The 21436-nt window shown below is 60.7% G+C and carries 29 protein-coding genes; 25 read left to right on the top strand and 4 right to left on the bottom strand.

Annotated elements, in window-relative coordinates; all coding sequences use genetic code 11:
- Positions 1-140: 140 nt before the first annotated feature.
- From JTF07_RS13320 to JTF07_RS13305, 4 genes are all read right to left on the bottom strand, one after another.
- Positions 141-1166: a 6-phosphofructokinase gene (locus JTF07_RS13320; protein ID WP_204234742.1), complete on the bottom strand. Its 1026-nt coding sequence runs from the start codon at positions 1164-1166 to the stop codon at positions 141-143.
- Positions 1163-1846 (bottom strand): DUF1707 SHOCT-like domain-containing protein, encoded by a 684-nt coding sequence (locus JTF07_RS13315; protein WP_204234741.1) that lies wholly within the window; start codon positions 1844-1846, stop codon positions 1163-1165. The genes JTF07_RS13320 and JTF07_RS13315 overlap by 4 nt, the downstream gene beginning before the upstream one ends.
- Positions 1847-2159: 313 nt before the next feature.
- On the bottom strand, positions 2160-4370 hold the full coding sequence (katG, locus tag JTF07_RS13310; protein ID WP_204234740.1) for a catalase/peroxidase HPI: 2211 nt from the start codon (positions 4368-4370) through the stop codon (positions 2160-2162).
- Positions 4371-4448: 78 nt separating this feature from the next.
- Positions 4449-4925, bottom strand: coding sequence for a Fur family transcriptional regulator (locus JTF07_RS13305; protein WP_204234739.1), 477 nt, complete (start codon positions 4923-4925; stop codon positions 4449-4451).
- Between the two features lie 523 nt (positions 4926-5448).
- On the opposite strand from JTF07_RS13305, the gene rpsL reads away from it, so the two are divergent.
- The 25 genes from rpsL to secY all read left to right on the top strand — a co-directional run bounded on the left by rpsL (position 5449) and on the right by secY (position 21418).
- Positions 5449-5823 carry a 30S ribosomal protein S12 gene (gene rpsL / locus JTF07_RS13300; RefSeq protein WP_101621017.1) on the top strand — a complete coding sequence of 125 codons (375 nt, stop codon included), beginning with the start codon at positions 5449-5451 and terminating at the stop codon, positions 5821-5823.
- Positions 5823-6293 (top strand): 30S ribosomal protein S7, encoded by a 471-nt coding sequence (rpsG, locus tag JTF07_RS13295; RefSeq protein ID WP_009883572.1) that lies wholly within the window; start codon positions 5823-5825, stop codon positions 6291-6293. Before rpsL ends, rpsG begins: the two co-directional genes overlap by 1 nt.
- Before the next feature lie 98 nt (positions 6294-6391).
- Complete coding sequence (gene fusA / locus JTF07_RS13290; protein ID WP_204234738.1) at positions 6392-8497, top strand: elongation factor G; 2106 nt, start codon at positions 6392-6394, stop codon at positions 8495-8497.
- A gap of 115 nt (positions 8498-8612) precedes the next feature.
- The gene (gene tuf, locus JTF07_RS13285; protein WP_143921956.1) at positions 8613-9806 is read left to right on the top strand and encodes an elongation factor Tu; all 1194 of its coding nucleotides are present in this window, start codon (positions 8613-8615) and stop codon (positions 9804-9806) included.
- Between the two features lie 519 nt (positions 9807-10325).
- Positions 10326-10634, top strand: a complete 309-nt coding sequence (gene rpsJ / locus JTF07_RS13280) for a 30S ribosomal protein S10 (RefSeq protein ID WP_009379191.1) — start codon at positions 10326-10328, stop codon at positions 10632-10634.
- Positions 10635-10645: 11 nt separating this feature from the next.
- Positions 10646-11320: a 50S ribosomal protein L3 gene (gene rplC, locus JTF07_RS13275; protein ID WP_143921955.1), complete on the top strand. Its 675-nt coding sequence runs from the start codon at positions 10646-10648 to the stop codon at positions 11318-11320.
- A 5-nt stretch (positions 11321-11325) separates the two neighbouring features.
- Positions 11326-11979 carry a 50S ribosomal protein L4 gene (gene rplD / locus JTF07_RS13270; RefSeq protein WP_204234737.1) on the top strand — a complete coding sequence of 218 codons (654 nt, stop codon included), beginning with the start codon at positions 11326-11328 and terminating at the stop codon, positions 11977-11979.
- Positions 11976-12275, top strand: a complete 300-nt coding sequence (gene rplW, locus JTF07_RS13265; RefSeq protein ID WP_101621022.1) for a 50S ribosomal protein L23 — start codon at positions 11976-11978, stop codon at positions 12273-12275. Before rplD ends, rplW begins: the two co-directional genes overlap by 4 nt.
- A gap of 30 nt (positions 12276-12305) precedes the next feature.
- Positions 12306-13142, top strand: coding sequence for a 50S ribosomal protein L2 (gene rplB, locus JTF07_RS13260; protein ID WP_009883566.1), 837 nt, complete (start codon positions 12306-12308; stop codon positions 13140-13142).
- A gap of 15 nt (positions 13143-13157) precedes the next feature.
- A complete protein-coding gene (gene rpsS, locus JTF07_RS13255) occupies positions 13158-13439 on the top strand; it encodes a 30S ribosomal protein S19 (RefSeq protein WP_009883565.1) in 282 nt (93 codons plus the stop codon).
- A 42-nt stretch (positions 13440-13481) separates the two neighbouring features.
- Entirely contained in the window at positions 13482-13868 is a 387-nt protein-coding gene (gene rplV / locus JTF07_RS13250) for a 50S ribosomal protein L22 (RefSeq protein WP_009883564.1), read from the top strand.
- Positions 13868-14689 carry a 30S ribosomal protein S3 gene (rpsC, locus tag JTF07_RS13245; RefSeq protein WP_009883563.1) on the top strand — a complete coding sequence of 274 codons (822 nt, stop codon included), beginning with the start codon at positions 13868-13870 and terminating at the stop codon, positions 14687-14689. Before rplV ends, rpsC begins: the two co-directional genes overlap by 1 nt.
- Positions 14690-14692: 3 nt before the next feature.
- Positions 14693-15109 carry a 50S ribosomal protein L16 gene (gene rplP, locus JTF07_RS13240; protein WP_009883562.1) on the top strand — a complete coding sequence of 139 codons (417 nt, stop codon included), beginning with the start codon at positions 14693-14695 and terminating at the stop codon, positions 15107-15109.
- Positions 15110-15111: 2 nt separating this feature from the next.
- Positions 15112-15363 carry a 50S ribosomal protein L29 gene (gene rpmC, locus JTF07_RS13235; protein ID WP_009883561.1) on the top strand — a complete coding sequence of 84 codons (252 nt, stop codon included), beginning with the start codon at positions 15112-15114 and terminating at the stop codon, positions 15361-15363.
- On the top strand, positions 15363-15650 hold the full coding sequence (gene rpsQ / locus JTF07_RS13230) for a 30S ribosomal protein S17 (RefSeq protein ID WP_101574502.1): 288 nt from the start codon (positions 15363-15365) through the stop codon (positions 15648-15650). The genes rpmC and rpsQ overlap by 1 nt, the downstream gene beginning before the upstream one ends.
- A 144-nt stretch (positions 15651-15794) precedes the next feature.
- On the top strand, positions 15795-16163 hold the full coding sequence (gene rplN, locus JTF07_RS13225) for a 50S ribosomal protein L14 (protein ID WP_009883559.1): 369 nt from the start codon (positions 15795-15797) through the stop codon (positions 16161-16163).
- 2 nt (positions 16164-16165) lie between these two features.
- The gene (rplX, locus tag JTF07_RS13220) at positions 16166-16534 is read left to right on the top strand and encodes a 50S ribosomal protein L24 (RefSeq protein WP_101621025.1); all 369 of its coding nucleotides are present in this window, start codon (positions 16166-16168) and stop codon (positions 16532-16534) included.
- Complete coding sequence (rplE, locus tag JTF07_RS13215) at positions 16534-17103, top strand: 50S ribosomal protein L5 (protein ID WP_204234736.1); 570 nt, start codon at positions 16534-16536, stop codon at positions 17101-17103. The genes rplX and rplE overlap by 1 nt, the downstream gene beginning before the upstream one ends.
- A 69-nt stretch (positions 17104-17172) precedes the next feature.
- Positions 17173-17571, top strand: coding sequence for a 30S ribosomal protein S8 (gene rpsH / locus JTF07_RS13210; RefSeq protein WP_009883556.1), 399 nt, complete (start codon positions 17173-17175; stop codon positions 17569-17571).
- A gap of 16 nt (positions 17572-17587) precedes the next feature.
- On the top strand, positions 17588-18124 hold the full coding sequence (gene rplF / locus JTF07_RS13205) for a 50S ribosomal protein L6 (protein ID WP_143921952.1): 537 nt from the start codon (positions 17588-17590) through the stop codon (positions 18122-18124).
- 2 nt (positions 18125-18126) lie between these two features.
- Positions 18127-18507: a 50S ribosomal protein L18 gene (rplR, locus tag JTF07_RS13200; protein ID WP_009883554.1), complete on the top strand. Its 381-nt coding sequence runs from the start codon at positions 18127-18129 to the stop codon at positions 18505-18507.
- Entirely contained in the window at positions 18504-19196 is a 693-nt protein-coding gene (gene rpsE, locus JTF07_RS13195) for a 30S ribosomal protein S5 (RefSeq protein ID WP_069599776.1), read from the top strand. The genes rplR and rpsE overlap by 4 nt, the downstream gene beginning before the upstream one ends.
- Positions 19196-19378 (top strand): 50S ribosomal protein L30, encoded by a 183-nt coding sequence (gene rpmD / locus JTF07_RS13190; RefSeq protein WP_143921951.1) that lies wholly within the window; start codon positions 19196-19198, stop codon positions 19376-19378. Before rpsE ends, rpmD begins: the two co-directional genes overlap by 1 nt.
- 1 nt (position 19379) lies before the next feature.
- Positions 19380-19832, top strand: coding sequence for a 50S ribosomal protein L15 (gene rplO, locus JTF07_RS13185; protein WP_204234735.1), 453 nt, complete (start codon positions 19380-19382; stop codon positions 19830-19832).
- Between the two features lie 284 nt (positions 19833-20116).
- On the top strand, positions 20117-21418 hold the full coding sequence (gene secY / locus JTF07_RS13180) for a preprotein translocase subunit SecY (RefSeq protein ID WP_204234734.1): 1302 nt from the start codon (positions 20117-20119) through the stop codon (positions 21416-21418).
- Positions 21419-21436 lie beyond the last annotated feature (18 nt).

Here is a 21436-nt window from a genome sequence, read left to right as displayed (position 1 = left end):
CGAACTCGGTCAGAAGTACAACGGTTGGTCAGTTCTGGTCGAATATCTCGAACAATTCGACCAGAACTGACCAACTGTTGGCCTGCCGCGGTCTCTGACTGTGTGTCTGCGGTGCGCGGCGGCCTCGTTGAGCAAGACGGTTAGCCGAAGAGGACTTGCGCCTCTTCCCAGCGTTGAAGCGGAACAGACTTGAGCCGGTCGACGGCTGAAGCCATGTCGACCGAGACGATGTCGGTGCCCTCGAGACTGGCCATCTTGCCCCAGTCGCCGTTGTGCGCGAGATCTGCCGCAGCCATCCCCAGGCGCGTGGACAGGACTCGGTCATATGCCGTGGGGGAGCCGCCTCGCTGCAGGTGTCCGAGGATGGTGGCACGGGACTCGATTCCTGTGATCTCCTCGATCTTGGGAGCCAGGAAGTCTGCGATGCCGCCGAGGCGTGTCCGCCCCTTGTTGTCGACGCCTCGGTCCGCGACCTGCTCGTCGAGCCCCTCGGGAATGAAGCCTTCGGCCACGACGACGATCGGAGCACGGCCGCGGTCCCTGGCCGATGTCACCCATTCCTCGATCTGGTCGAAGGAGACGGGAAACTCCGGCATGAGGATCGCGTGAGCGCCACCGGCCATTCCCGCATGCAGCGCGATCCATCCGACGTTGCGGCCCATGACTTCGATGACCATGCATCGATGATGGGACTCCGCAGTTGTGCGAAGCCGGTCGATGGACTCGGTTGCGATGGCTTGGGCCGAGTCGAAGCCGAAGGTGTAGTCGGTGCCGCTGAGATCGTTGTCGATGGTCTTGGGGACACCGATGATGTTGAGTCCCTCCTCGTTCACGAGTCGGGAGGCCCCAGCCAGTGTGCCCTCGCCGCCGATCGCAACGATCGCGTCGATGCCGTGAGTGGTCATCACCTCGCGCATCCGCTCCGGCCCGCCGCCCTCATAGGGGTGGGTGCGGGAGGTGCCGAGGATGGTGCCGCCACGGCCGGAGAGTCCACGAACGTCGAGCATCGACATATCGAACACATCGTCGTCGAGCAGGCCGCGCCAACCGTCGTGGATACCGACGAACGTATCCTCGTGGGAGCGGATTCCCTTGCGGACGATTCCGCGGATGACCGCGTTGAGTCCGGGGCAGTCCCCGCCGGAGGTCAGTACACCTATCTTCATTCCAATTGCCCCTGATCCTTTGCTCGGTAGCCTTTGGCCAAATGCACGTCGTGACCGGCCATGACAGAGACGCCTTTGAGGATGAGCGTCCCGTTCGATCCGTCTCCTTTGGCGGAGCCGCGGATCTCATTGCCGGCCATGATGTTGATTGTGTCGTCGCGGATCCGCACGCCCGGAGGGACGTAGATGTCGTGGCCGGCCATCATCGAATACGAGGTCAGTGACACGGTGACTCCCGGACCCATGACGTCGCACAGGTCGATGTTGTCGCCGCCCATGAGCGAGTAGGTCGTCACCTCGGCCGTGCCGGCTGGCACATCGAGTTCGCGCCCGGACATGATGGCCACCGAGTTCATCGGCTTCGCTGTGCCCGGTTCCGCTATCGGAGCCAGCGAGGTGGGTCCAGCGCTGCGGGCGAGTGATGTTCCCGCGGTTGTTCCGCCGGTCTGGCGCGCCAGGGCGCGGTAGAGCTCGTGTCCTTCGGGCAGATCGACGATGAGCGGCATCAGTTCGTCGAGGTACTTCGCTGAAATCGCCTCATCCTGACGTTCGGCGGTCTCTTCCGAGTCGAGTCGACCGTTGCTGACCGCGTCGGTGATGACTCCGAGAACGGCGTCGCGGTCCTTGTCAGAGGCTCGGATGCGGGGCGCGGGCGAATGCGGGGAATCTTCTTTGGCCATGACGTCCAGTGTAGCGGGGACCACACATCTGCCGTTGAGATCGGACGCCGCCAAGTCGCACTGGCTGGACACAGCCGTGACTGGGACTTGCGACAGCACAGCACACGAGAGTGGAATCACTGACTGCTAAGGAGGTTCCATGGCAGACAACCAGAATCCGAACCTTCCCAACTTCTGGCCGGTCACTCCCAGAGCCGGGCAACAGGGATGAGGCGACAGGGTGGTGGCCAGCAGGGGCCAGGTCCCATCCCGGATACGACTGTGCCCCCATCACTGATCGTGGTGGGGGCACAGTCGTGCGTTATCAGATCACTCAGCGGTGCAGATCGAAGCGGTCTGCTTCGACGAGCTTGCTCCAGGCCTTGACGAAGTCGTTGACGAACTTCTCCTGGGCGTCATCGGAGGCGTAGACCTCGGCGATGGCGCGCAGCTCGGAGTTGGCACCGAAGAGCAGGTCGATACGGCTTCCGGTCCACAGCTTCTCTCCCTCGGGGGAGAAGCACTCGTAGACAGTGGCGGATTCGGACGGTCCGATCGGCTTCCAGACGTTGCCCAGTTCCAGGAGGTTGACGAAGAAATCGTTCGTCAGCTCGCCGGGACGGTCGGTGAACACGCCGAGCTCGGAGTCTTCGTAGTTCGCGCCGAGGACGCGCAGTCCGCCGATGAGAACGGTCAGCTCCGACGGGGTCAGACCCAGCAGGCTCGCCCTGTCCAGGAGGAGGTACTCGGCCGAGAGCGGAAGATCCTCGGTGAGATAGTTGCGGAACCCGTCGTGAGTCGGCTCCAGGTAGGAGAACGAATCGACGTCGGTCTGCTCCTGGGTCGCGTCACCGCGGCCGGTCGTGACCGGAACACTGACATCATGGCCGGCGGCCTTCGCCGCGGTTTCGATGCCGACGCCGCCGGCGATCGCCAGGACATCGGCGAACGTTGCGCCGGTGTCCGCTGCGATGCCTTCGAGGACGGTGATGACCTCGGCCAGCTTCGCGGGCTCGTTGACTTCCCAACTCTTCTGCGGTTCGAGGCGCAGGCGTCCGCCGTTGACTCCGCCGCGGAAGTCGGAGACTCGGTGGGATGATGCTGCGGCCCAGGTGGTTGAGACGAGCTGGGAGACGCTCAGTCCGGATTCGCGCAGGGCAGTCTTGACGGCCTCGAGCTGGCTCTCAGCCAACGGTGTGCCGGCCGGGACCGGATCCTGCCAGATGAGCTCTTCGCTGGGGACCTCGGGTCCGAGATAGCGAGTGGACGGGCCCATGTCTCGGTGAGTGAGCTTGAACCAGGCGCGGGCGAAGGCATCCTCGAAGGCCTTCTGGTCGTCTTTGAAGCGACGCGAGATCTCACCATAGATGGGGTCGAAACGCAGCGAAAGGTCGGTTGTGAGCATGCGGGGCTCGCGGCGTCCGTCGCCCTGAGCCATCGGAACCATGTCATCGCCGCCGCCGTCGACTGGGCGCCACTGCAGGTGTCCGCCTTCGTTCTCGAAGACCTCCCATTCGTAGGCGAAGAGGATGTGGAAGAACTCGTTGTCCCACCGAGTGGGGTGGTAGGTCCACGTGACCTCGATACCGCTGCCGACGGTGTCATTGCCCTGGCCGGTGCCGAAGTCGGACTTCCAACCCAGGCCCTGCTCCTCGATCGGTGCTGCTTCCGGATCTCCGCCCTTGTGTGACTCGGGTGCTGCGCCGTGGGTCTTGCCGAAGGTGTGTCCACCTGCGATGAGAGCGACTGTCTCCTCGTCGTCCATGGCCATGCGACCGAAGGTCTCGCGGATGTCGATGGCCGCGGCCAGCGGATCCGGTTTGCCCTCTGGGCCCTCAGGATTGACGTAGATGAGACCCATGGTCGTTGCCGCCAGCGGCTTCTGCAGCTCGCGGTTGCCCACATAGCGCTTGTCGGTGCCCAGCCATTCGGTCTCGGAGCCCCAGTAGACGTCATTGTCGGGTTCCCACACGTCCTTGCGGCCACCGGCGTAGCCGAAAGTCTTGAAGCCCATGGACTCGAGACCTACGTTTCCGGCGAGGATGAATAGGTCGGCCCATGAGATCTTCTTGCCGTACTTCTTCTTGACCGGCCAGAGCAGTCGACGGGCTTTGTCGAGACCCACGTTGTCGGGCCAGGAATTCAGAGGCGCGAAACGCTGCTGCCCTTCGCCGCCGCCGCCGCGTCCGTCCTGGACTCGGTAAGTGCCTGCGGAGTGCCAGGCCATGCGGATCATGAACGGGCCGTAGTGACCGAAATCAGCCGACCACCAGTCGGCGTTCGTCTTCTGCAGCTCTTCGATGTCGGCCTTGAGTGCGTAGTAGTCGAGGCTGGCGAACTCGGTGTCGTAGTCGAAGCCTTCGTCCATCGGGTCGCGAGCTGGCTGGTTCTTGGCCAAGATCTTGAGGTTGAGGCGATTCGGCCACCAGTGCGAGTTGGCATCGCCCTGGCTGGGATCGACCAGCGAGTCGGCATCGGGCGCCGTCGCCGCAGCCGAGGTGGTGTGGACGACTGGACAGCCGCCGGCGGTGGAAGTATCGGTCATAGTATTCCTTTCACTTTCGAGTCCCCGTCAGGACCCGGTTGAAGACAAAGGTGTGGCTTTGTCGTTGAGTGGATCGGCTCAGACCGCCGAGGCGGGTTCGGTGCTGCCCGAAGACGCTGCAGACACAGCGCAGTCAGGACACAGGCCCCAGAAAGTGACTTCGGCCTGTTCGATGACGAAACCAGCGTCGTGTGAAGGGGTCAAGCAGGGGGCCTGCCCGACCGCACAGTCGACGTCGACGATGAGATTGCACGAGCGGCACACGAGGTGATGATGATTGTCCCCGATGCGTCGCTCGTAACGGGCCACAGACCCGGACGGCTGAATGCACCGCACGAGTCCGACTTCGGTGAGTGTGTGCAGCGAGTCGTACACCGCCTGATGCGATACCTCGGGGAGGATCTCTCGAACAGCGCGGATGACAGTCTCTGTGTCTGCATGCTGGTGGTCGCACACAGCTGCGAGAACTGCGACTCTCTGTTTCGTCACGCGAAGGGAACTCTCCCGCAGTGCTGCGGTCGGTTCCGACTCGTGCCTATCCTTGTTCTCAGCCACAGCAACAGCTTGCCGCCTTTTCTTGAATGAGTCAAGGAAGCGAATGTCTCGGGTGCGCAAGGCTACCGGGGGCTTTCGGCCTCGGACCTCGGTCGCGATGAGCTCGGGCTCCGGTCCGAGAAGAGCAGGAGCACCAGAGGAGAGGGTTCCTGCGCCGGGTGGCGGTGGTTGTGTCGTGCAACGCACAGCGGCTGGTTTTGACCAGATGCGGCAGACCGCGATATTCTAGGATGCGACTGATTGTGTTATCTGCGTCGGCGAACGACCATACCGGATGTTTTGTGAGATCCGGACCCATTGTGAGAATTCGCCAGAGGCAGGCCGCCGACGTGTCATTCTGCATAGGTGCTGTGTCATTGCGACACACCCGAGTGCAGGGTTCATGCCGTCGCGCGAATACTGGCATCGGGCGTGAAGCTTCACCCGGTGTTCAGTCGGATATGTCCCACGGTTCACAAACATGGCTGATGCCATGGCCAACGTTGGGAATTAGGTCTATCGAGAAGCAAATGGAGAACGCTTAGTGCCGACAATCCAGCAGCTCGTCCGCAAGGGACGACATGTCAAATCCGCAGGATCCGACGCTCCTGCTCTGAAGAGCAGCCCGCAGCGTCGTGGGGTGTGCACCCGTGTGTACACCACTACACCTAAGAAGCCGAACTCGGCTCTTCGCAAGGTCGCTCGTGTCAAACTTTCGAGCCAGATCGAAGTGACTGCCTACATTCCAGGCGAAGGACACAACCTGCAGGAGCACTCGATCGTGCTCGTGCGCGGTGGTCGTGTCAAGGACCTGCCAGGTGTGCGCTACCGAATCGTTCGCGGTTCGCTTGACACCCAGGGTGTCAAGGGCCGCCAGCAGGCACGCAGCAAGTACGGTGCGAAGAGGGAGAAGAAGTAATGCCACGTAAAGGTCCTGCACCAAAGCGACCGATCGTCATTGACCCGGTCTTCAGTTCGCCGATCGTCACGCAGCTGATCAACAAGATCCTGCTCGACGGAAAGCGCTCGACCGCTGAGCGCATCGTCTACGGTGCTCTCGAAGGTACCCGTGAGAAGAACGGCAATGACCCAGTTGTCAACCTGAAGAAGGCTCTCGACAACATCCGCCCATCCCTCGAGGTTCGCTCTCGCCGTGTCGGTGGCGCGACCTACCAGGTTCCGGTTGATGTCCGTCCGGTTCGTTCGACGACTTTGGCACTGCGCTGGCTCGTGGCTTACTCCCGCCAGCGTCGTGAGAAGACGATGACCGAACGCCTCATGAATGAGATTCTCGACGCGAGCAACGGCCTCGGCGCCGCTGTGAAGCGTCGCGAAGACACCCACAAGATGGCCGAGTCCAACAAGGCCTTCGCCCACTACCGCTGGTAATCGTTCCTCTCCGGAACCCTGGCCGGCAGGCGTCTTGCGGCGTCTGCCGGCCAGGCAGCGGGGGAGCCGATCACATCATCGAGTGAGAGAGAGACACCGTGGCACTTGACGTGCTCACCGACCTGAATAAGGTCCGCAACATCGGCATCATGGCCCACATCGATGCCGGTAAGACCACCACAACCGAACGCATCCTTTACTACACCGGTGTGAACTACAAGATCGGCGAGACGCACGATGGTGCCTCGACGATGGACTGGATGGACCAGGAGCAGGAACGCGGCATCACGATCACGTCGGCTGCCACCACCTGCTACTGGCACGACAACCAGATCAACATCATCGACACCCCGGGCCACGTCGACTTCACCGTCGAGGTTGAGCGCTCACTGCGCGTCCTCGATGGCGCCGTCGCCGTCTTCGATGGCAAGGAAGGCGTTGAACCGCAGTCCGAGACCGTGTGGCGTCAGGCTGACAAGTACGACGTGCCGCGCGTGTGCTTCGTCAACAAGATGGACAAGCTCGGTGCTGACTTCTACTTCACCGTCGACACCATCCGCGAACGCCTCGGCGCCAAGCCGCTGGTCATTCAGCTGCCTATCGGTTCCGAGTCGGAGTTCGCTGGGGTCGTCGACCTTCTTGAGATGAAGGCCTACATCTGGCCTGATGAGTCCAAGAAGGGTCAGGACATGACCGAGATCGAGATCCCAGATGATCTCCAGGACAAGGCAGTCGAGTACCGCGCCAAGCTCATCGAGGATGTTGCTGAAGCCACTGACGAACTCATGGAGAAGTACCTTGAGGGCGAAGAGATCTCGATTGCCGAGATCAAGGAGGGCATCCGCTCCCTCGTCGTCAACTCCACGGCTTTCCCTGTCATGTGCGGTTCGGCATACAAGAACAAGGGCGTCCAGCCCATGCTCAATGCCGTCATCGACTACCTCCCTTCGCCTCTCGAGGTTCCTCCCATGATCGGTGAGAACCCTCGTGACGAGGACGAGAAGCTGACTCGCAAGCCTTCCAAAGACGAGCCTTTCTCGGCTCTCGCGTTCAAGGTTGCCACCCACCCGTTCTTCGGCACGCTGACCTACGTCCGCGTGTACTCCGGACAGGTGAAGTCGGGCGAGGCCGTTCTCAACTCGACGAGCGGCAAGAAGGAGCGCGTCGGCAAGCTCTTCCAGATGCACTCCAACAAGGAGAACCCTGTCGAAGAGGCCATCGCCGGCCACATCTATGCGTTCATCGGTCTCAAAGAGACAACCACCGGTGACACGCTGTGCGATCCGAACGCCCCGATCGCTCTCGAGTCGATGACCTTCCCTGAGCCGGTCATCTCTGTGGCCATTGAGCCCAAGACCAAGAGTGACCAGGAGAAGCTCTCTGCCGCCATCCAGAAGTTCGTCAAGGAAGACCCGACATACCGGGTCGAACTCGATGTGGAGACGGGTCAGACCGTCATCCGCGGAATGGGCGAACTTCACCTCGACATCCTCGTCGACCGTATGCGTCGCGAGTTCAAGGTCGAGGCGAACGTCGGCAAGCCGCAGGTCGCCTACCGTGAGACCATTCGCCGCACTGTCGAAAAGTACGATTACACCCACAAGAAGCAGACGGGTGGATCGGGACAGTTCGCGAAGGTCCAGGTCACCTTCGAACCTCTCGAGGTCGAAGGCGACACGATCTACGAGTTCGAGAATGCCGTCACGGGCGGACGTATTCCGCGCGAGTACATTCCGAGCGTCGACGCCGGTATCCAGGACGCCATGCAGCTTGGTGTGCTGGCCGGTTACCCGATGGTTGGCGTCAAAGCCACACTCATCGACGGCGCCTACCACGATGTCGACTCCTCGGAGATGGCATTCAAGATCGCCGGCTCGATGGTCTTCAAGGAGGCCGTTCAGAAGGCGAAGCCGGTTCTGCTGGAACCGGTCATGGACGTCGAGGTGCGTACCCCAGAGGAATACATGGGAGACGTCATCGGCGACCTCAATTCCCGACGTGGCCAGATCCAGTCGATGGACGACGCTTCCGGTGTGAAGGTCGTCAAGGCTGTGGTCCCGTTGTCGGAGATGTTCGGTTACATCGGTGATCTGCGGTCGAAGACCCAGGGCCGTGCGGTGTACTCGATGACTTTCTCCAGCTATGCGGAGGTCCCCAAGGCAGTCGCCGAGGAGATCGTCCAGAAGATGCGTGGCGGAGAGTAATCTCCGGTCCCCGGTCGCCACGGTGAGCAAGAACATGTTCACCGAAATGAAAGATAACCAACAAAGGTCTAAGATATGAACCGCATATCTTTTGCCAACCACGAGGAGGAACCCAGTGGCAAAGGCTAGTTTCGATAGGACTAAGCCGCACGTCAACATTGGCACCATCGGCCACGTTGACCACGGAAAGACCACCTTGACCGCCGCAATCACCAAGGTGTTGGCGGACAAGTACCCAGATCTCAATGAGGCTCGCGCCTTCGACCAGGTGGATAACGCACCTGAGGAGAAGGAGCGCGGCATCACCATCAACGTCTCGCACGTTGAATACCAGACCGAGAAGCGTCACTACGCTCACGTCGATGCCCCTGGTCACGCCGACTACATCAAGAACATGATTACCGGTGCTGCTCAGATGGACGGCGCAATCCTCGTGGTTGCCGCTACCGACGGTCCGATGCCGCAGACTCGTGAGCACGTTCTGCTCGCTCGTCAGGTTGGTGTGCCTTACATCGTCGTCGCACTGAACAAGTCCGACATGGTCGATGACGAGGAGCTCATCGAGCTCGTCGACTTCGAGGTCCGCGATCTGCTCTCCAGCCAGGACTTCGACGGCGACAACGCTCCCGTCATTCCTGTGTCCGCTCTCAAGGCGCTGGAAGGCGACGAGAAGTGGGTCAAGAGCGTCGAAGACCTCATGCAGGCCGTCGATGACAACGTTCCCGAGCCGGAGCGCGACATCGACAAGCCCTTCCTCATGCCAGTGGAAGACGTCTTCACGATCACCGGTCGTGGAACCGTCGTCACCGGTCGTGTGGAGCGCGGCGTCCTGCTGCCTAACGATGACATCGAAATCGTGGGCATCAAGGAGAAGTCGTCCAAGACGACCGTCACCGCAATCGAGATGTTCCGTAAGACTCTTCCCGACGCTCGTGCGGGTGAGAACGTCGGACTGCTCCTGCGTGGAACGAAGCGCGAAGAAGTCGAGCGCGGCCAGGTCATCTGCAAGCCAGGTTCGATTACGCCTCACACCGGCTTCGAGGGCCAGGTCTACATCCTGAGCAAGGACGAGGGTGGGCGTCACAACCCGTTCTACTCGAACTACCGTCCTCAGTTCTACTTCCGCACCACCGACGTCACCGGCGTCATCACGTTGCCTGAGGGCACCGAGATGGTCATGCCCGGTGACAACACCGACATGTCGGTCGAGCTGATCCAGCCGATCGCTATGGAGGAGGGCCTCCGCTTCGCTATCCGTGAGGGTGGACGCACCGTCGGCGCTGGTCGAGTCACCAAGATCACCGCCTGAAATACCTTCGGTCTGTGAGGCTTCGGCCTTGAGTTCGGGACTTCGGTCCTGACAGATCGATTCGGAACCCCGGTCCTTTGGGCCGGGGTTCCGTGCATTCACAACGGGGCTATCCTCGGTGAGCGGCCCGGCTGTCGTGGGGGAGTGACCTGGCTGACTGCCGGTTGTGTGCGATCATGAAATGCCTCACAACGCAGATGCCTGGAATTGCGCCGATGAAGTGCTATGTGACAAGATAGTGAAGTTGCGTTTTGGACGTTGACCCCTGCACTGCGGTAGAGATACCGCGAACAGTCCGGAACACTATCGGATCGATGAATCTGCCTTGAGCGGGTTCGGACCGAGCAGCCAATGAGTAGAAGCGCCGTCGGCCCTCAACGAGAATCGAAAGATTCTCCGCAAGGATTAGCCGACACGCCCGACCTCGGGGGTCGGTCATGGTCAGCCGGCACAGACCACAGAAGATTCCGATCGACTGTTGGTTGATGGCCGGAAGTAACTAAAGAAAGAGACGACGCCATGGCGGGACAGAAGATCCGCATTCGGCTCAAGTCGTACGACCACGCTGTGATTGACAGTGCTGCACGAAAGATCGTGGACACCGTCACTCGCGCAGGTGCGACTGTTGTGGGCCCCGTGCCGTTGCCAACGGAGAAGAACGTTTACTGCGTCATCCGTTCGCCACACAAGTACAAGGACAGCCGTGAGCATTTCGAAATGCGCACGCACAAGCGTCTGATCGACATTGTCGATCCGACGCCGAAGGCAGTCGATTCGCTCATGCGGCTCGACCTTGCTGACGACGTCAACATCGAGATCAAGCTCTAAGGGAGGCAGACATGGCGAACAATCGTTCATCAGCTCTCCCTACCACCCGCAAGGTCAAGGGCCTTCTGGGAACCAAGCTGGGCATGACTCAGGTTTGGGATGAGCAGAACAATCTCGTACCGGTGACCGTAGTGGCCGCCGGCAGCAACGTCGTGACACAGATCCGCAACGAGGAAACCGACGGTTACCCCGCACTGCAGATCGCGTTCGGCGAAATTGATCCTCGCAAGGTCAACAAGCCCACTGCAGGTCACTTCGAGAAGGCAGGCGTGACACCACGCCGTCACCTTGTCGAGCTGCGCACTGCAGATGCTGCTGACTACGCGCTGGGTCAGGAACTCGGAGTCGATACGTTCGACGCCGGGATCAAGGTCGATGTGACCGCAAAGACCAAGGGTAAGGGAACCGCCGGTGTCATGAAGCGTCATGGCTTCCACGGCGTCGGCGCCTCCCACGGTTCGCACCGCAACCACCGCAAGCCGGGTTCGATCGGCGGAGCCGCGACCCCTGGTCGCGTGTTCAAAGGTATGCGTATGGCCGGCCGTATGGGTGCAGTCAAGCACACCACCCAGAACCTCACGATCCACGCCGTGGATACCGAGAACAACTTCCTGCTCATCAAGGGTGCCGTACCTGGCCCCAAGGGTGCAGTCGTTCTCGTTCGCTCGGCCGCGAAGGAGGGCTGAACGTAATGACTGATGTCAAGACAGTCGACGTCGTCGATGCTGCTGGTGCGAAGACCGGATCAGTTGACCTGCCAGCCGAGATCTTCGGCGTGCAGACCAACGTGCCGTTGATCCACCAGGTTGTTGTCGCACAGCTGGCAGCAGCCCGTCAGGGTACACACAAGACAAAGACCCGCTCCGAAGTACGCGGTGGCGGTCGCAAGCCCTACCGCCAGAAGGGTACCGGTAACGCCCGTCAGGGTTCGATCCGTGCTCCTCAGTACAACGGTGGTGGAGTCGTGCACGGGCCGGTTCCCCGCGATTACTCGCAGCGGACCCCCAAGAAGATGAAGACCGCTGCTCTGCGCGGCGCTCTCTCGGATCGCGCACGTCTCGATCAGGTCTTCGTTGTGAAGAACCTGATCACGGGCGAAGCACCGTCGACCAAGCAGGCGAAGCTCGCTCTGGCCAGCCTCTCCGATCGCAAGAACACCCTCGTGGTGCTCAACCGTGACGACGAGCTCACCGAGCGCAGCGTTCGCAACCTGCCTCATGTTCACGTGCTCACCTCCGATCAGCTCAACACATACGATGTGCTGATCGCCGATGACATCGTGTTCACTGAGTCAGCGCTGGAGACGTTCCTGGGCGGATACCGCAAATCGGAGGACGCATCATGAGTCTGAACTTCAAGGACCCACGCGACGTCATCGTCGCTCCGGTCGTCTCGGAAAAGACCTACAGCCTGATGGACGAGGGAAAGTACACCTTCATCGTCGATCAGGGGTCGAACAAGACTGAGATCAAGAACGCCATTGAATCGATCTTCAATGTGCAGGTTGCCAAGGTCAACACCCTGAATCGTCAGGGCAAGCGCCGCCGCACTCGCACCGGTTGGGGAAAGCGCAAGGACACCAAGCGTGCCATTGTCGCCCTCAAGGACGGATCGATCGACATCTTCGGTGGATCGCTCTAAGCGATCCTTCGTAAAAGAAGGACAAGACTCATGGGAATCCGTAAGCACAAGCCGACGACCCCGGGCCGCCGTGGCTCATCGGTCGCCGACTTCGTCGAAGTGACCCGGTCTACACCGGAGAAGTCACTTCTGCGCCCACTGCCTAAGCGCGGTGGCCGCAACAGCCAGGGACGCGTGACCACTCGCCATCAGGGCGGCGGCCACAAGCGTCAGTACCGTGTCATCGACTTCCGCCGCCATGACAAAGATGGCGTACCGGCAAAGGTCGCACACATCGAATATGACCCGAACCGCACTGCGCGGATCGCTCTTCTGCACTATGCAGATGGCGAGAAGCGCTACATCCTCGCCCCGCAGAACCTCAAGCAGGGCGCACAGGTGGAAGCCGGTCTGGGTGCAGACATCAAGCCGGGCAACAACCTTGCCCTGCGCAACATCCCAGTCGGTACCGTGCTGCACGCAGTTGAAATGCGTCCAGGCGGCGGTGCCAAGATCGCTCGCTCTGCCGGTTCATCCGTGCAGCTCGTTGCGAAGTACGGCCGGTTCGCTCAGCTGCGGATGCCTTCGGGCGAAATCCGCAATGTTGATGCTCGCTGCCGTGCGACGATCGGCGAGGTCGGCAATGCCGAGCAGTCGAACATCAGCTGGGGTAAGGCAGGCCGCATGCGTTGGAAGGGCAAGCGCCCATCCGTCCGTGGTGTCGTCATGAACCCGATCGATCACCCACATGGTGGTGGCGAGGGCCGTACTTCGGGTGGTCGTCACCCAGTCAGCCCGTGGGGTCAGTCAGAAGGCCGCACACGCCGGCCGAACAAAGAGAGCGACAAGTACATCGTGCGCCGTCGCCGGACCGGCAAGAAGCGCTGATTGGAGTACTGACTTATGCCTCGTAGCCTCAAAAAGGGTCCTTTCGTCGATGAACACCTGTACCAGAAGGTGGCTCGTCAGAACGAGAAGAACTCTAAAAACGTAATCAAGACATGGTCTCGTCGCTCGATGATCATCCCGGATTTCCTGGGACACACCATCGCAGTACATGACGGACGCAAGCATGTTCCAGTCTTCATCACTGAAGCCATGGTCGGACACAAGCTTGGCGAGTTCGCACAGACACGGACGTTCCGTGGCCACGAAAAGGACGATCGCAAGGGTCGCCGCCGCTGACGCGGGGCACTCTTACGATCCTAGACAAGAGAGAAGGAAGCGATGGAAGCCAAGGCTAAGGCGCGTTACCTGCGCGTCACGCCTCGCAAGGCTCGGCGCGTCATCGACCTCATTCGTGGTCAGCAGGCGACCGAAGCACTTGCAGTGTTGAAGTTTGCAGAACAGTCGGCATCAGATCCGATTTACAAGCTCGTTGCCTCCGGAATCGCCAATGCGCGTACCCGGGCCGACGAGGAGGGCATTGCGTTCGACGAGAACGAACTGGTCATCTCCGAAGCATTCGTGGACGAGGGACCAACCATGAAGCGGTTCCGCCCGCGAGCTCAGGGTCGCGCTTTTCGCATTGAGAAGCGCACAAGCCACGTTTCAGTGGTCCTGGCCAGCGGTGACGACCTGCCTCAGCGCAAGAGCCGGAAGGGGAACCGTTAATGGGCCAGAAAATCAATCCGAACGGATTCCGACTCGGAATCACGACGGATCACAAGTCAAAGTGGTTTGCTGACTCGACTAAGCCGGGACAGCGCTACAGCGACTACGTGCTCGAAGATGTGAAGATCCGACAGATGATGACCAAGGGCCTTGAGCGCGCTGGCATCTCCAAGGTGAACATCGAGCGCACACGTGATCGTGTCCGAGTCGACATCCACACTGCCCGCCCGGGCATCGTCATCGGGCGTCGTGGAGCCGAAGCCGATCGCATTCGCGGTCAGCTCGAAAAGCTCACCGGCAAGCAGATTCAGCTCAACATTCTTGAGGTGAAGAACGCTGAGATCGACGCGCAGCTCGTTGCTCAGGGAGTTGCCGAGCAGCTCGCAAGTCGTGTGGCCTTCCGCCGCGCGATGCGCAAGTCGATCCAGAGTGCTCAGCGTGCAGGTGCCAAGGGCATCCGCGTGCAGTGCTCCGGCCGCCTCGGCGGTGCTGAGATGAGCCGTTCCGAGTTCTACCGCGAAGGTCGTGTGCCTCTGCACACCCTGCGTGCGAATATCGATTACGGCTTCCACGAAGCACACACCACATTTGGTCGCATCGGCGTCAAGGTGTGGATCTACAAGGGCGATATGACCGATAAGGAGCTTGCTGCCGAGCAGGCGAAGGCTCCTGCAGCTCGTGGCCCCAAGGGCCGTGGGCGCGGCCGTGGAGGCCGTGGTCGTGGACAGGAAGGCGCAGCAGCACCGCGCCGGAATGACGCAGCGCCGAAGACCGAGAACAATGCCGAGGCCCCTGCGGCTGAGGCCGGATCGGAGGGCTGACACATGTTGATCCCTCGTCGGGTTAAATACCGCAAGCAGCACCACCCCAAGCGGGGCGGCGCAGCCAAGGGCGGCACCAAGGTGTCGTTCGGTGACTACGGCATCCAGGCCACAGAGCCTGCCTACATCACCAACCGGCAGATCGAGGCCGCACGTATTGCCATGACGCGCTATATCAAGCGTGGCGGCAAGGTGTGGATCAACATCTACCCAGATCGACCGCTGACGAAGAAGCCTGCCGAGACCCGCATGGGTTCCGGTAAGGGTTCGCCTGAGTGGTGGGTCGCCAATGTCAAGCCGGGTCGGGTCATGTTTGAACTCGCCGGTGTGTCCGAGGAAGTTGCACGCGAGGCGCTGCGTCTTGCGATCCACAAGCTTCCGCTCAAGGCCCGTATCGTGGCCCGCGAAGGTGGTGAGTGAGTATGGCAATCGGTTCGAAGAACCTTTCCATGGACGCACTTGACGGTTATGACAACGAGCGTCTGCTCGAAGAGCTCAAGAAGGCTAAGGCCGAGCTGTTCAACCTGCGCTTCCAGTCGGCCACCGGCCAGCTGGAGAGCCACGGTCGGCTCAAGGCCGTGCGTCGCGACATCGCTCGTATCTACACCGTGCTCAATGAGCGGGAATTGGACATCCGTCCGAACCCCGCTGACGCTAAGGAAGAGGACAAGTGATGGCGGAGACCACCAAGCCCGAGGCAACGCCTGCGGACCGTAACTCCCGCAAGACTGCGCGTGGTTACGTTGTTTCCGACAAAATGGAGAAGACCATCGTCGTCGAGGTGGAGGAGCGCAAGACGCACCGCCTGTACGGCAAGGTTCTTCGCCAGTCGGTGAAGTACAAGGTTCACGATGAGGAGAACGCCGCTGGTGTCGGCGACCTCGTCCTCGTGTCCGAGACGCGGCCGGTTTCGTCCGCGAAGCGTTGGCGGCTCGTCGAGATCATCGAACGCGCCAAGTAAGCCGACGCCACCCCTCCCACCCGGTCCCGCCCACGGTCTCCAGCAGATCGTGGGCGGCTACCGGGAATGGGGTGAAATGTCATTAATCCGTTCCGCAAGGCTCATCCAATCGTGTGAGAACCGGCGCGACGACAGGAGAAAATAGTGATTCAGCAAGAGTCGCGACTCAAGGTCGCCGACAACACTGGTGCCAAGCAGATCCTGGCAATCAGGATTCTGGGTGGTTCCGGTCGGCGTTATGCCTCGATCGGTGACACCATCGTGGCAACCGTCAAAGACGCAATTCCTGGTGGAAACGTGAAGAAGGGTGACGTCGTCAAGGCTGTCATCGTTCGCACCGCCAAGGAACGCCGTCGTCCCGATGGTTCGTACATCAAGTTCGACGAGAATGCAGCAGTCATTCTCAAGACTGATGGCGAACCACGCGGAACCCGTATCTTCGGACCCGTGGGACGCGAATTGCGCGACAAGAAGTTCATGAAGATCGTCTCCCTGGCACCGGAGGTGTTGTGAGCATGGCGAACAAGCTCAAGATCAAGAAGGGCGACCTCGTCCAGGTGATTGCAGGCGCCCGTCAGTCACGAGGTGGCGATCGTGGGAAGCAGGGCAAGGTTCTTGCCGTGTACCCGGAACGCAACCGCGTCCTCGTTGAGGGCATCAACCGCGTGATCAAGCACAAGAAGGCAACGCAGACTCAGGCCGGCGGCACTGCCGGTGGTCGTGAGACTCACGAAGCCCCAATCCACGTGTCCAACGTGGCGCTCGTTGATCCTAAGGACAACAAGCCCACCCGCGTCGGATACCGCGAGGAAACTGTGGAACGTGATGGTCGCGATAAGACCGTCCGCGTCCGCGTCTCGCGTCGCACCGGGGAGGAGATCTGATGACGGAAACAACAACGAACCGTCCAGCGCCACGCCTCAAGCAGGTTTACCGCGATGACATCGTGGCCAAGCTGCAGGACGAGTTCAACTACGCAAACCCCATGCAGGTTCCCGGTCTGACCAAGGTCGTCGTGAACATGGGTGTGGGTGACGCAGCACGCGATTCGAAGCTGATCGAAGGCGCAATCAACGATCTCACTCTGATCACCGGTCAGAAGCCGATCGTGACTCGGGCGAGGAAGTCCATCGCCCAGTTCAAGTTGCGCGAAGGTCAGCCCATTGGAGCCCACGTCACCATGCGTGGAACCCGTATGTGGGAATTCGTCGACCGTGTCATCTCTCTGGCTCTTCCGCGTATCCGCGACTTCCGCGGCCTCTCGGATCGTCAGTTCGACGGGAACGGTAACTACACCTTCGGTCTCACGGAGCAGTCGATGTTCCACGAGATCGATCAGGACCGGATTGACCGCGTCCGGGGTATGGATATCACAGTTGTGACTACAGCGAACACCGACGACGAGGGACGTGCACTTCTGCGTCACCTCGGGTTCCCGTTCAAGACCAAATAATCGCTACGTTGCAGGTCCAAGCACGCATTGCGTGGGCGGAAACCGTAACGAGGAAGGGCTAGAGCCCAAATGACAATGACTGATCCAGTCGCAGACATGTTGACACGTCTGCGGAACGCCAACTCGGCTTATCACGAGGACGTCAGCATGCCGTTCTCAAAGCTGAAATCCAACATCGCTGAGATCCTCAAGAGCGAGGGCTACATCACCGGTTGGAGCGTCGAAGACGCTCAGGTCGGTAAGACCCTGCTCATGGACCTCAAGTTCGGTCCTAACCGCGAGCGTTCGATCGCCGGCCTGCGCCGCGTGTCGAAGCCCGGGCTGCGCGTCTACGCGAAGTCGACCAACTTGCCTAAGGTCCTCGGTGGACTCGGCATCGCCATCCTGTCGACCTCGTCAGGTCTCCTGACTGATCGTCAGGCCGCCAAGAAGGGTGTGGGTGGGGAAGTCCTCGCCTACGTCTGGTAAGGAAGGAGAGAAGAATATGTCACGTATTGGCAAGAACCCGATCTCCGTCCCGAATGGCGTAGAGGTCAAAATCGATGGCCAGGATGTCGCCGTCAAGGGACCGAAGGGTGAGCTGTCCGTCACCATCGCCGAGCCGATCACCGTATCGCTCGACGAAGGCGTCGTCACAGTGGCCCGTCCGAACGAGGAGCGCGAATCGCGTTCACTGCACGGACTGTCCCGCACGATGATCAACAACATGATCGTCGGAGTGACCGAGGGCTACTCGAAGGCTCTCGAAATCGTCGGCACCGGTTACCGCGTGCAGGCCAAGGGATCGAACCTCGAGTTCGCTCTGGGCTACAGCCACTCGATCACCGTTGAACCAGCTGAGGGAATCTCCTTCACGGTCGACGGACAGACCAAGCTGGCCGTTCACGGCATCGACAAGCAGCTGGTCGGAGAGACCGCTGCCAACATCCGGAAGCTGCGCAAGCCTGAGCCTTACAAGGGCAAGGGTGTTCGCTACGTCGGAGAAAATGTCCGTCGCAAGGTCGGAAAGGCTGGTAAGTAGAGATGGCCTTTGGCAAAAAGGAAAGCTACGGCAAGGGCAGGGCTGCGGCCCGCAAACGTCGTCACGCTCGTCTGCGCAAGCATGTCAGCGGTACGCCGGAACGCCCACGCCTGTCAGTGACTCGCTCCACGCGCCACGTCTTTGTCCAGGTCATCGACGATACCGTCGGCAAGACCTTGGCATCGGCCTCCACCATGGAAGCCGACCTGCGCACGCTTGAAGGTGACAAGACCGGCAAGGCCCACAAGGTCGGCGAACTGGTAGCCCAGCGCGCCAAGGAAGCCGGCATCGAAGCTGTTGTATTCGACCGTGGCGGCAACGCCTACCATGGACGTGTACAGGCAATCGCCGAAGGTGCACGTGAAGGAGGATTGGCCCTATGAGCACTGAAGAGAACAAGGAACAGCAGCCAGCTGCTGAGACCCGTACCGATAACAACAGTGATCGCTCCTCACGTGGCCGCGGTCAAGGCGGTCAGGGCGGTCAGGGCGGCCAGGGTCGTGGACGCGGCGAAGGTCGTGGACGCGGCGGTCGCGGTGACCGTGAAGAGAAGAGCCAGTTCATCGAGCACGTCGTGACGATCAATCGTGTGTCGAAGGTCGTCAAGGGTGGACGTCGGTTCTCCTTCACCGCCCTCGTCGTCGTCGGTGACGGTGACGGCATGGTCGGCATGGGCTACGGCAAGGCTAAGGAAGTTCCTGCAGCCATTGCCAAGGGTGTTGAGGAAGCGAAGAAGAGCTTCTTCCGCGTCCCCCGCATCCAGAAGACCATTCCTCACCCGATCCAGGGTGAGACCGCTGCCGGTGTCGTCATGCTTCGGCCTGCCGCTCCCGGTACCGGCGTCATCGCCGGTGGTCCGGTGCGTGCGGTCCTCGATGCTGCCGGTGTTCAGGACATCTTGTCCAAGTCGCTGGGATCAGCCAACGCAATCAACATCGTTCGCGCGGCGATCAAGGCCCTTCAGAGCCTCGAGCGCCCGGAACAGGTCGCGGCACGCCGTGGTCTGCCTGTGGACGAGGTCGCCCCTCACGCATTGCTGCGGGCGGCTGCTGAAGGCGAGAGGAAGTCCTGATGGCAAAGCTCAAGGTAACCCAGCGCAAGTCCGATATCGGTGGCAAGCCGAACCAGCGCGCGTCGCTGCGTTCGCTTGGACTGAAACGGATCGACGATGTGGTGGTGTGCGAAGATCGCCCGGAAATCCGCGGAATGATCAATGTCGTGCGTCACCTCGTGACTGTGGAAGAGGTGGATTGATATGTCGAATGACGACTCACTGAAGGTCCACGATCTGCGTCCTGCCCCTGGAGCGAAAACCGCCAAGACCCGTGTCGGTCGTGGTGAAGCTTCAAAGGGCAAGACAGCCGGACGCGGAACCAAGGGCACACGTGCCCGCTACCAGGTTCCTCACGGCTTCGAGGGTGGACAGACTCCGATGCACATGCGTCTGCCTAAGCTGCGTGGGTTCAAGAACCCCGCAAAGGTGACGTTCCAGGTTGTCAATCTTGACAAGCTGTCGGCCTTGTACCCAGAAGGCGGCGACGTCACTGTCGCCGATCTGGTTGCCAAGGGCGCCGTGCGTCCAAAGCAGCCCGTGAAGGTTCTGGGCACCGGTGAGATCACCGTTGCTCTGAACATCACTGCAGACAAGGTCTCGGGTTCAGCACTCGAGAAGATCATGGCTGCAGGCGGAAGCGTCAACGAAGCCTGAACAGCACTCGCACAGCGGGTCTGAACTCTCAGGGTTCCCCAGAAGGGGCGGTCACACTGTGGCCGCCCCTTCTGCGTCCCCGAATTCTCGCTCCTGCGACGGGTGAAGACGCCTCAGAGTCGGTTTCGACACAGTCCCGGCGATATCGGCCTTGAGCAGTCGTCCAAGCGGTCCCTCGGTTTCAGCCTGACGGTCATAGCCTGGTAGTCTTTTGCAGGTATTTGTCTCATTCGCCAGGTCGTATTTTCGACCCTGACTTTTTCATCCCCCAATGAGGAGGACGCTTGATCGGCGCAATTCGGAGGGCATTCAGAACGCCCGACCTGAGGAACAAACTCCTCTTCACCCTGGGCATTCTTGTCATCTTCCGCCTCGGTTCGTTCATTCCCTCGCCGGGGATCGACTACACCCAGGTCCAGGAGTGCGTGGCGTCCCCGCAGCTGAATGAGGGCGGGTTCGCGATGATCAACCTGTTCAGCGGTGGTGCACTGCTGCAGCTGTCGATCTTCGCTCTGGGCATCATGCCCTACATCACCGCCAGCATCATCGTGCAGCTTCTGCGCGTGGTCATTCCGCGCTTCGAGTCGCTCCATAAAGAGGGAGCCTCGGGCCAGGCGAAACTCACCCAGTACACGCGCTACCTCACCATCGGGCTGGCCGTTCTCAACGCGACGACCCTCGTGTCCACCGTGCGATCGGGGGCGCTCTTCGGCCAGATCGAAGGTTGCACCGACCTCATCACGAATGACACCTGGTGGGGCATCGCCGTCCTCGTCGTCACTCTGGTGGCAGGCACCGGCCTCATCATGTGGCTCGGCGAGCAGATCACCGAACACGGAGTCGGCAACGGAATGTCGCTGCTCATCTTCACTTCGGTGGCTTCCGCCTTCCCGTCGTCGCTGGGAGCGATCTTCCGCGAACAGGGCATCGACATCTTCCTCATCGTCATCGCCGTCGGTCTGGTGCTCGTGGCACTCGTCGTGTTCGTCGAGCAGTCCCAGCGCCGCATCCCGGTGCAGTACGCCAAGCGCATGGTCGGTCGGCGGATGTTCGGCGGGACGTCGACCTACATCCCGATCAAGGTCAATATGGCCGGTGTGATCCCGGTGATCTTCGCTTCCTCGGTTCTCTACCTGCCTAGCCTGATTTCGCAGTTCTTCGATCCCGAGAGCAAGTGGGTGGAGTGGATCAACACCTACTTCACGCGCGGTGACCACCCCATCTACATCGCCACCTATGCCGTGTTGACGATCTTCTTCGCCTACTTCTACGTCGCGATCACCTTCAACCCGGAGGAAGTCGCCGACAATATGAAGAAGTACGGCGGCTTCGTCCCCGGCATCCGGGCAGGAAAGCCCACAGCCGACTACCTGAGCTTCGTGCTCAGCCGCATCAACTTCCCGGGCTCGCTCTACCTTGCCTTCATCGCTCTGATTCCGCTGATCGCGCTGGTGCTCATCAACGCGAACCAGAACTTCCCGTTCGGCGGCACCTCGCTGCTGATCGTGGTGGGAGTCGGTTTGGAGACCGTCAAGCAGATCGATGCACAGATGCAGCAGCGCCACTACGAAGGTCTGCTGCGCTGACTGACCCAGGCCGCGGAA

This window comes from Brevibacterium sp. RIT 803 (assembly GCF_016892625.1).
Lineage (GTDB): Bacteria > Actinomycetota > Actinomycetes > Actinomycetales > Brevibacteriaceae > Brevibacterium.
This window is presented reverse-complemented; position numbering and strand designations above follow the sequence as displayed.

What these genes read in the sequence shown, in the direction of transcription:
- rplE (WP_204234736.1), top strand. Translation starts at nt 16,534, where the DNA reads ATGACGGAAACAACAACGAACCGTCCAGCGCCACGCCTCAAGCAGGTT.
- rplO (WP_204234735.1), top strand. Translation starts at nt 19,380, where the DNA reads ATGTCGAATGACGACTCACTGAAGGTCCACGATCTGCGTCCTGCCCCT.
- rpsQ (WP_101574502.1), top strand. Translation starts at nt 15,363, where the DNA reads ATGGCGGAGACCACCAAGCCCGAGGCAACGCCTGCGGACCGTAACTCC.
- rpmD (WP_143921951.1), top strand. Translation starts at nt 19,196, where the DNA reads ATGGCAAAGCTCAAGGTAACCCAGCGCAAGTCCGATATCGGTGGCAAG.
- rpsS (WP_009883565.1), top strand. Translation starts at nt 13,158, where the DNA reads ATGCCTCGTAGCCTCAAAAAGGGTCCTTTCGTCGATGAACACCTGTAC.
- rplF (WP_143921952.1), top strand. Translation starts at nt 17,588, where the DNA reads ATGTCACGTATTGGCAAGAACCCGATCTCCGTCCCGAATGGCGTAGAG.
- rplC (WP_143921955.1), top strand. Translation starts at nt 10,646, where the DNA reads ATGGCGAACAATCGTTCATCAGCTCTCCCTACCACCCGCAAGGTCAAG.
- rpsJ (WP_009379191.1), top strand. Translation starts at nt 10,326, where the DNA reads ATGGCGGGACAGAAGATCCGCATTCGGCTCAAGTCGTACGACCACGCT.
- rpmC (WP_009883561.1), top strand. Translation starts at nt 15,112, where the DNA reads ATGGCAATCGGTTCGAAGAACCTTTCCATGGACGCACTTGACGGTTAT.
- rpsG (WP_009883572.1), top strand. Translation starts at nt 5,823, where the DNA reads ATGCCACGTAAAGGTCCTGCACCAAAGCGACCGATCGTCATTGACCCG.
- JTF07_RS13315 (WP_204234741.1), bottom strand. Translation starts at nt 1,846, where the DNA reads ATGGCCAAAGAAGATTCCCCGCATTCGCCCGCGCCCCGCATCCGAGCC.
- katG (WP_204234740.1), bottom strand. Translation starts at nt 4,370, where the DNA reads ATGACCGATACTTCCACCGCCGGCGGCTGTCCAGTCGTCCACACCACC.
- rplD (WP_204234737.1), top strand. Translation starts at nt 11,326, where the DNA reads ATGACTGATGTCAAGACAGTCGACGTCGTCGATGCTGCTGGTGCGAAG.
- JTF07_RS13320 (WP_204234742.1), bottom strand. Translation starts at nt 1,166, where the DNA reads ATGAAGATAGGTGTACTGACCTCCGGCGGGGACTGCCCCGGACTCAAC.
- rplB (WP_009883566.1), top strand. Translation starts at nt 12,306, where the DNA reads ATGGGAATCCGTAAGCACAAGCCGACGACCCCGGGCCGCCGTGGCTCA.
- rpsC (WP_009883563.1), top strand. Translation starts at nt 13,868, where the DNA reads ATGGGCCAGAAAATCAATCCGAACGGATTCCGACTCGGAATCACGACG.
- rplR (WP_009883554.1), top strand. Translation starts at nt 18,127, where the DNA reads ATGGCCTTTGGCAAAAAGGAAAGCTACGGCAAGGGCAGGGCTGCGGCC.
- rplV (WP_009883564.1), top strand. Translation starts at nt 13,482, where the DNA reads ATGGAAGCCAAGGCTAAGGCGCGTTACCTGCGCGTCACGCCTCGCAAG.
- rpsE (WP_069599776.1), top strand. Translation starts at nt 18,504, where the DNA reads ATGAGCACTGAAGAGAACAAGGAACAGCAGCCAGCTGCTGAGACCCGT.
- rplW (WP_101621022.1), top strand. Translation starts at nt 11,976, where the DNA reads ATGAGTCTGAACTTCAAGGACCCACGCGACGTCATCGTCGCTCCGGTC.
- rplX (WP_101621025.1), top strand. Translation starts at nt 16,166, where the DNA reads ATGGCGAACAAGCTCAAGATCAAGAAGGGCGACCTCGTCCAGGTGATT.
- rplP (WP_009883562.1), top strand. Translation starts at nt 14,693, where the DNA reads ATGTTGATCCCTCGTCGGGTTAAATACCGCAAGCAGCACCACCCCAAG.
- rpsH (WP_009883556.1), top strand. Translation starts at nt 17,173, where the DNA reads ATGACAATGACTGATCCAGTCGCAGACATGTTGACACGTCTGCGGAAC.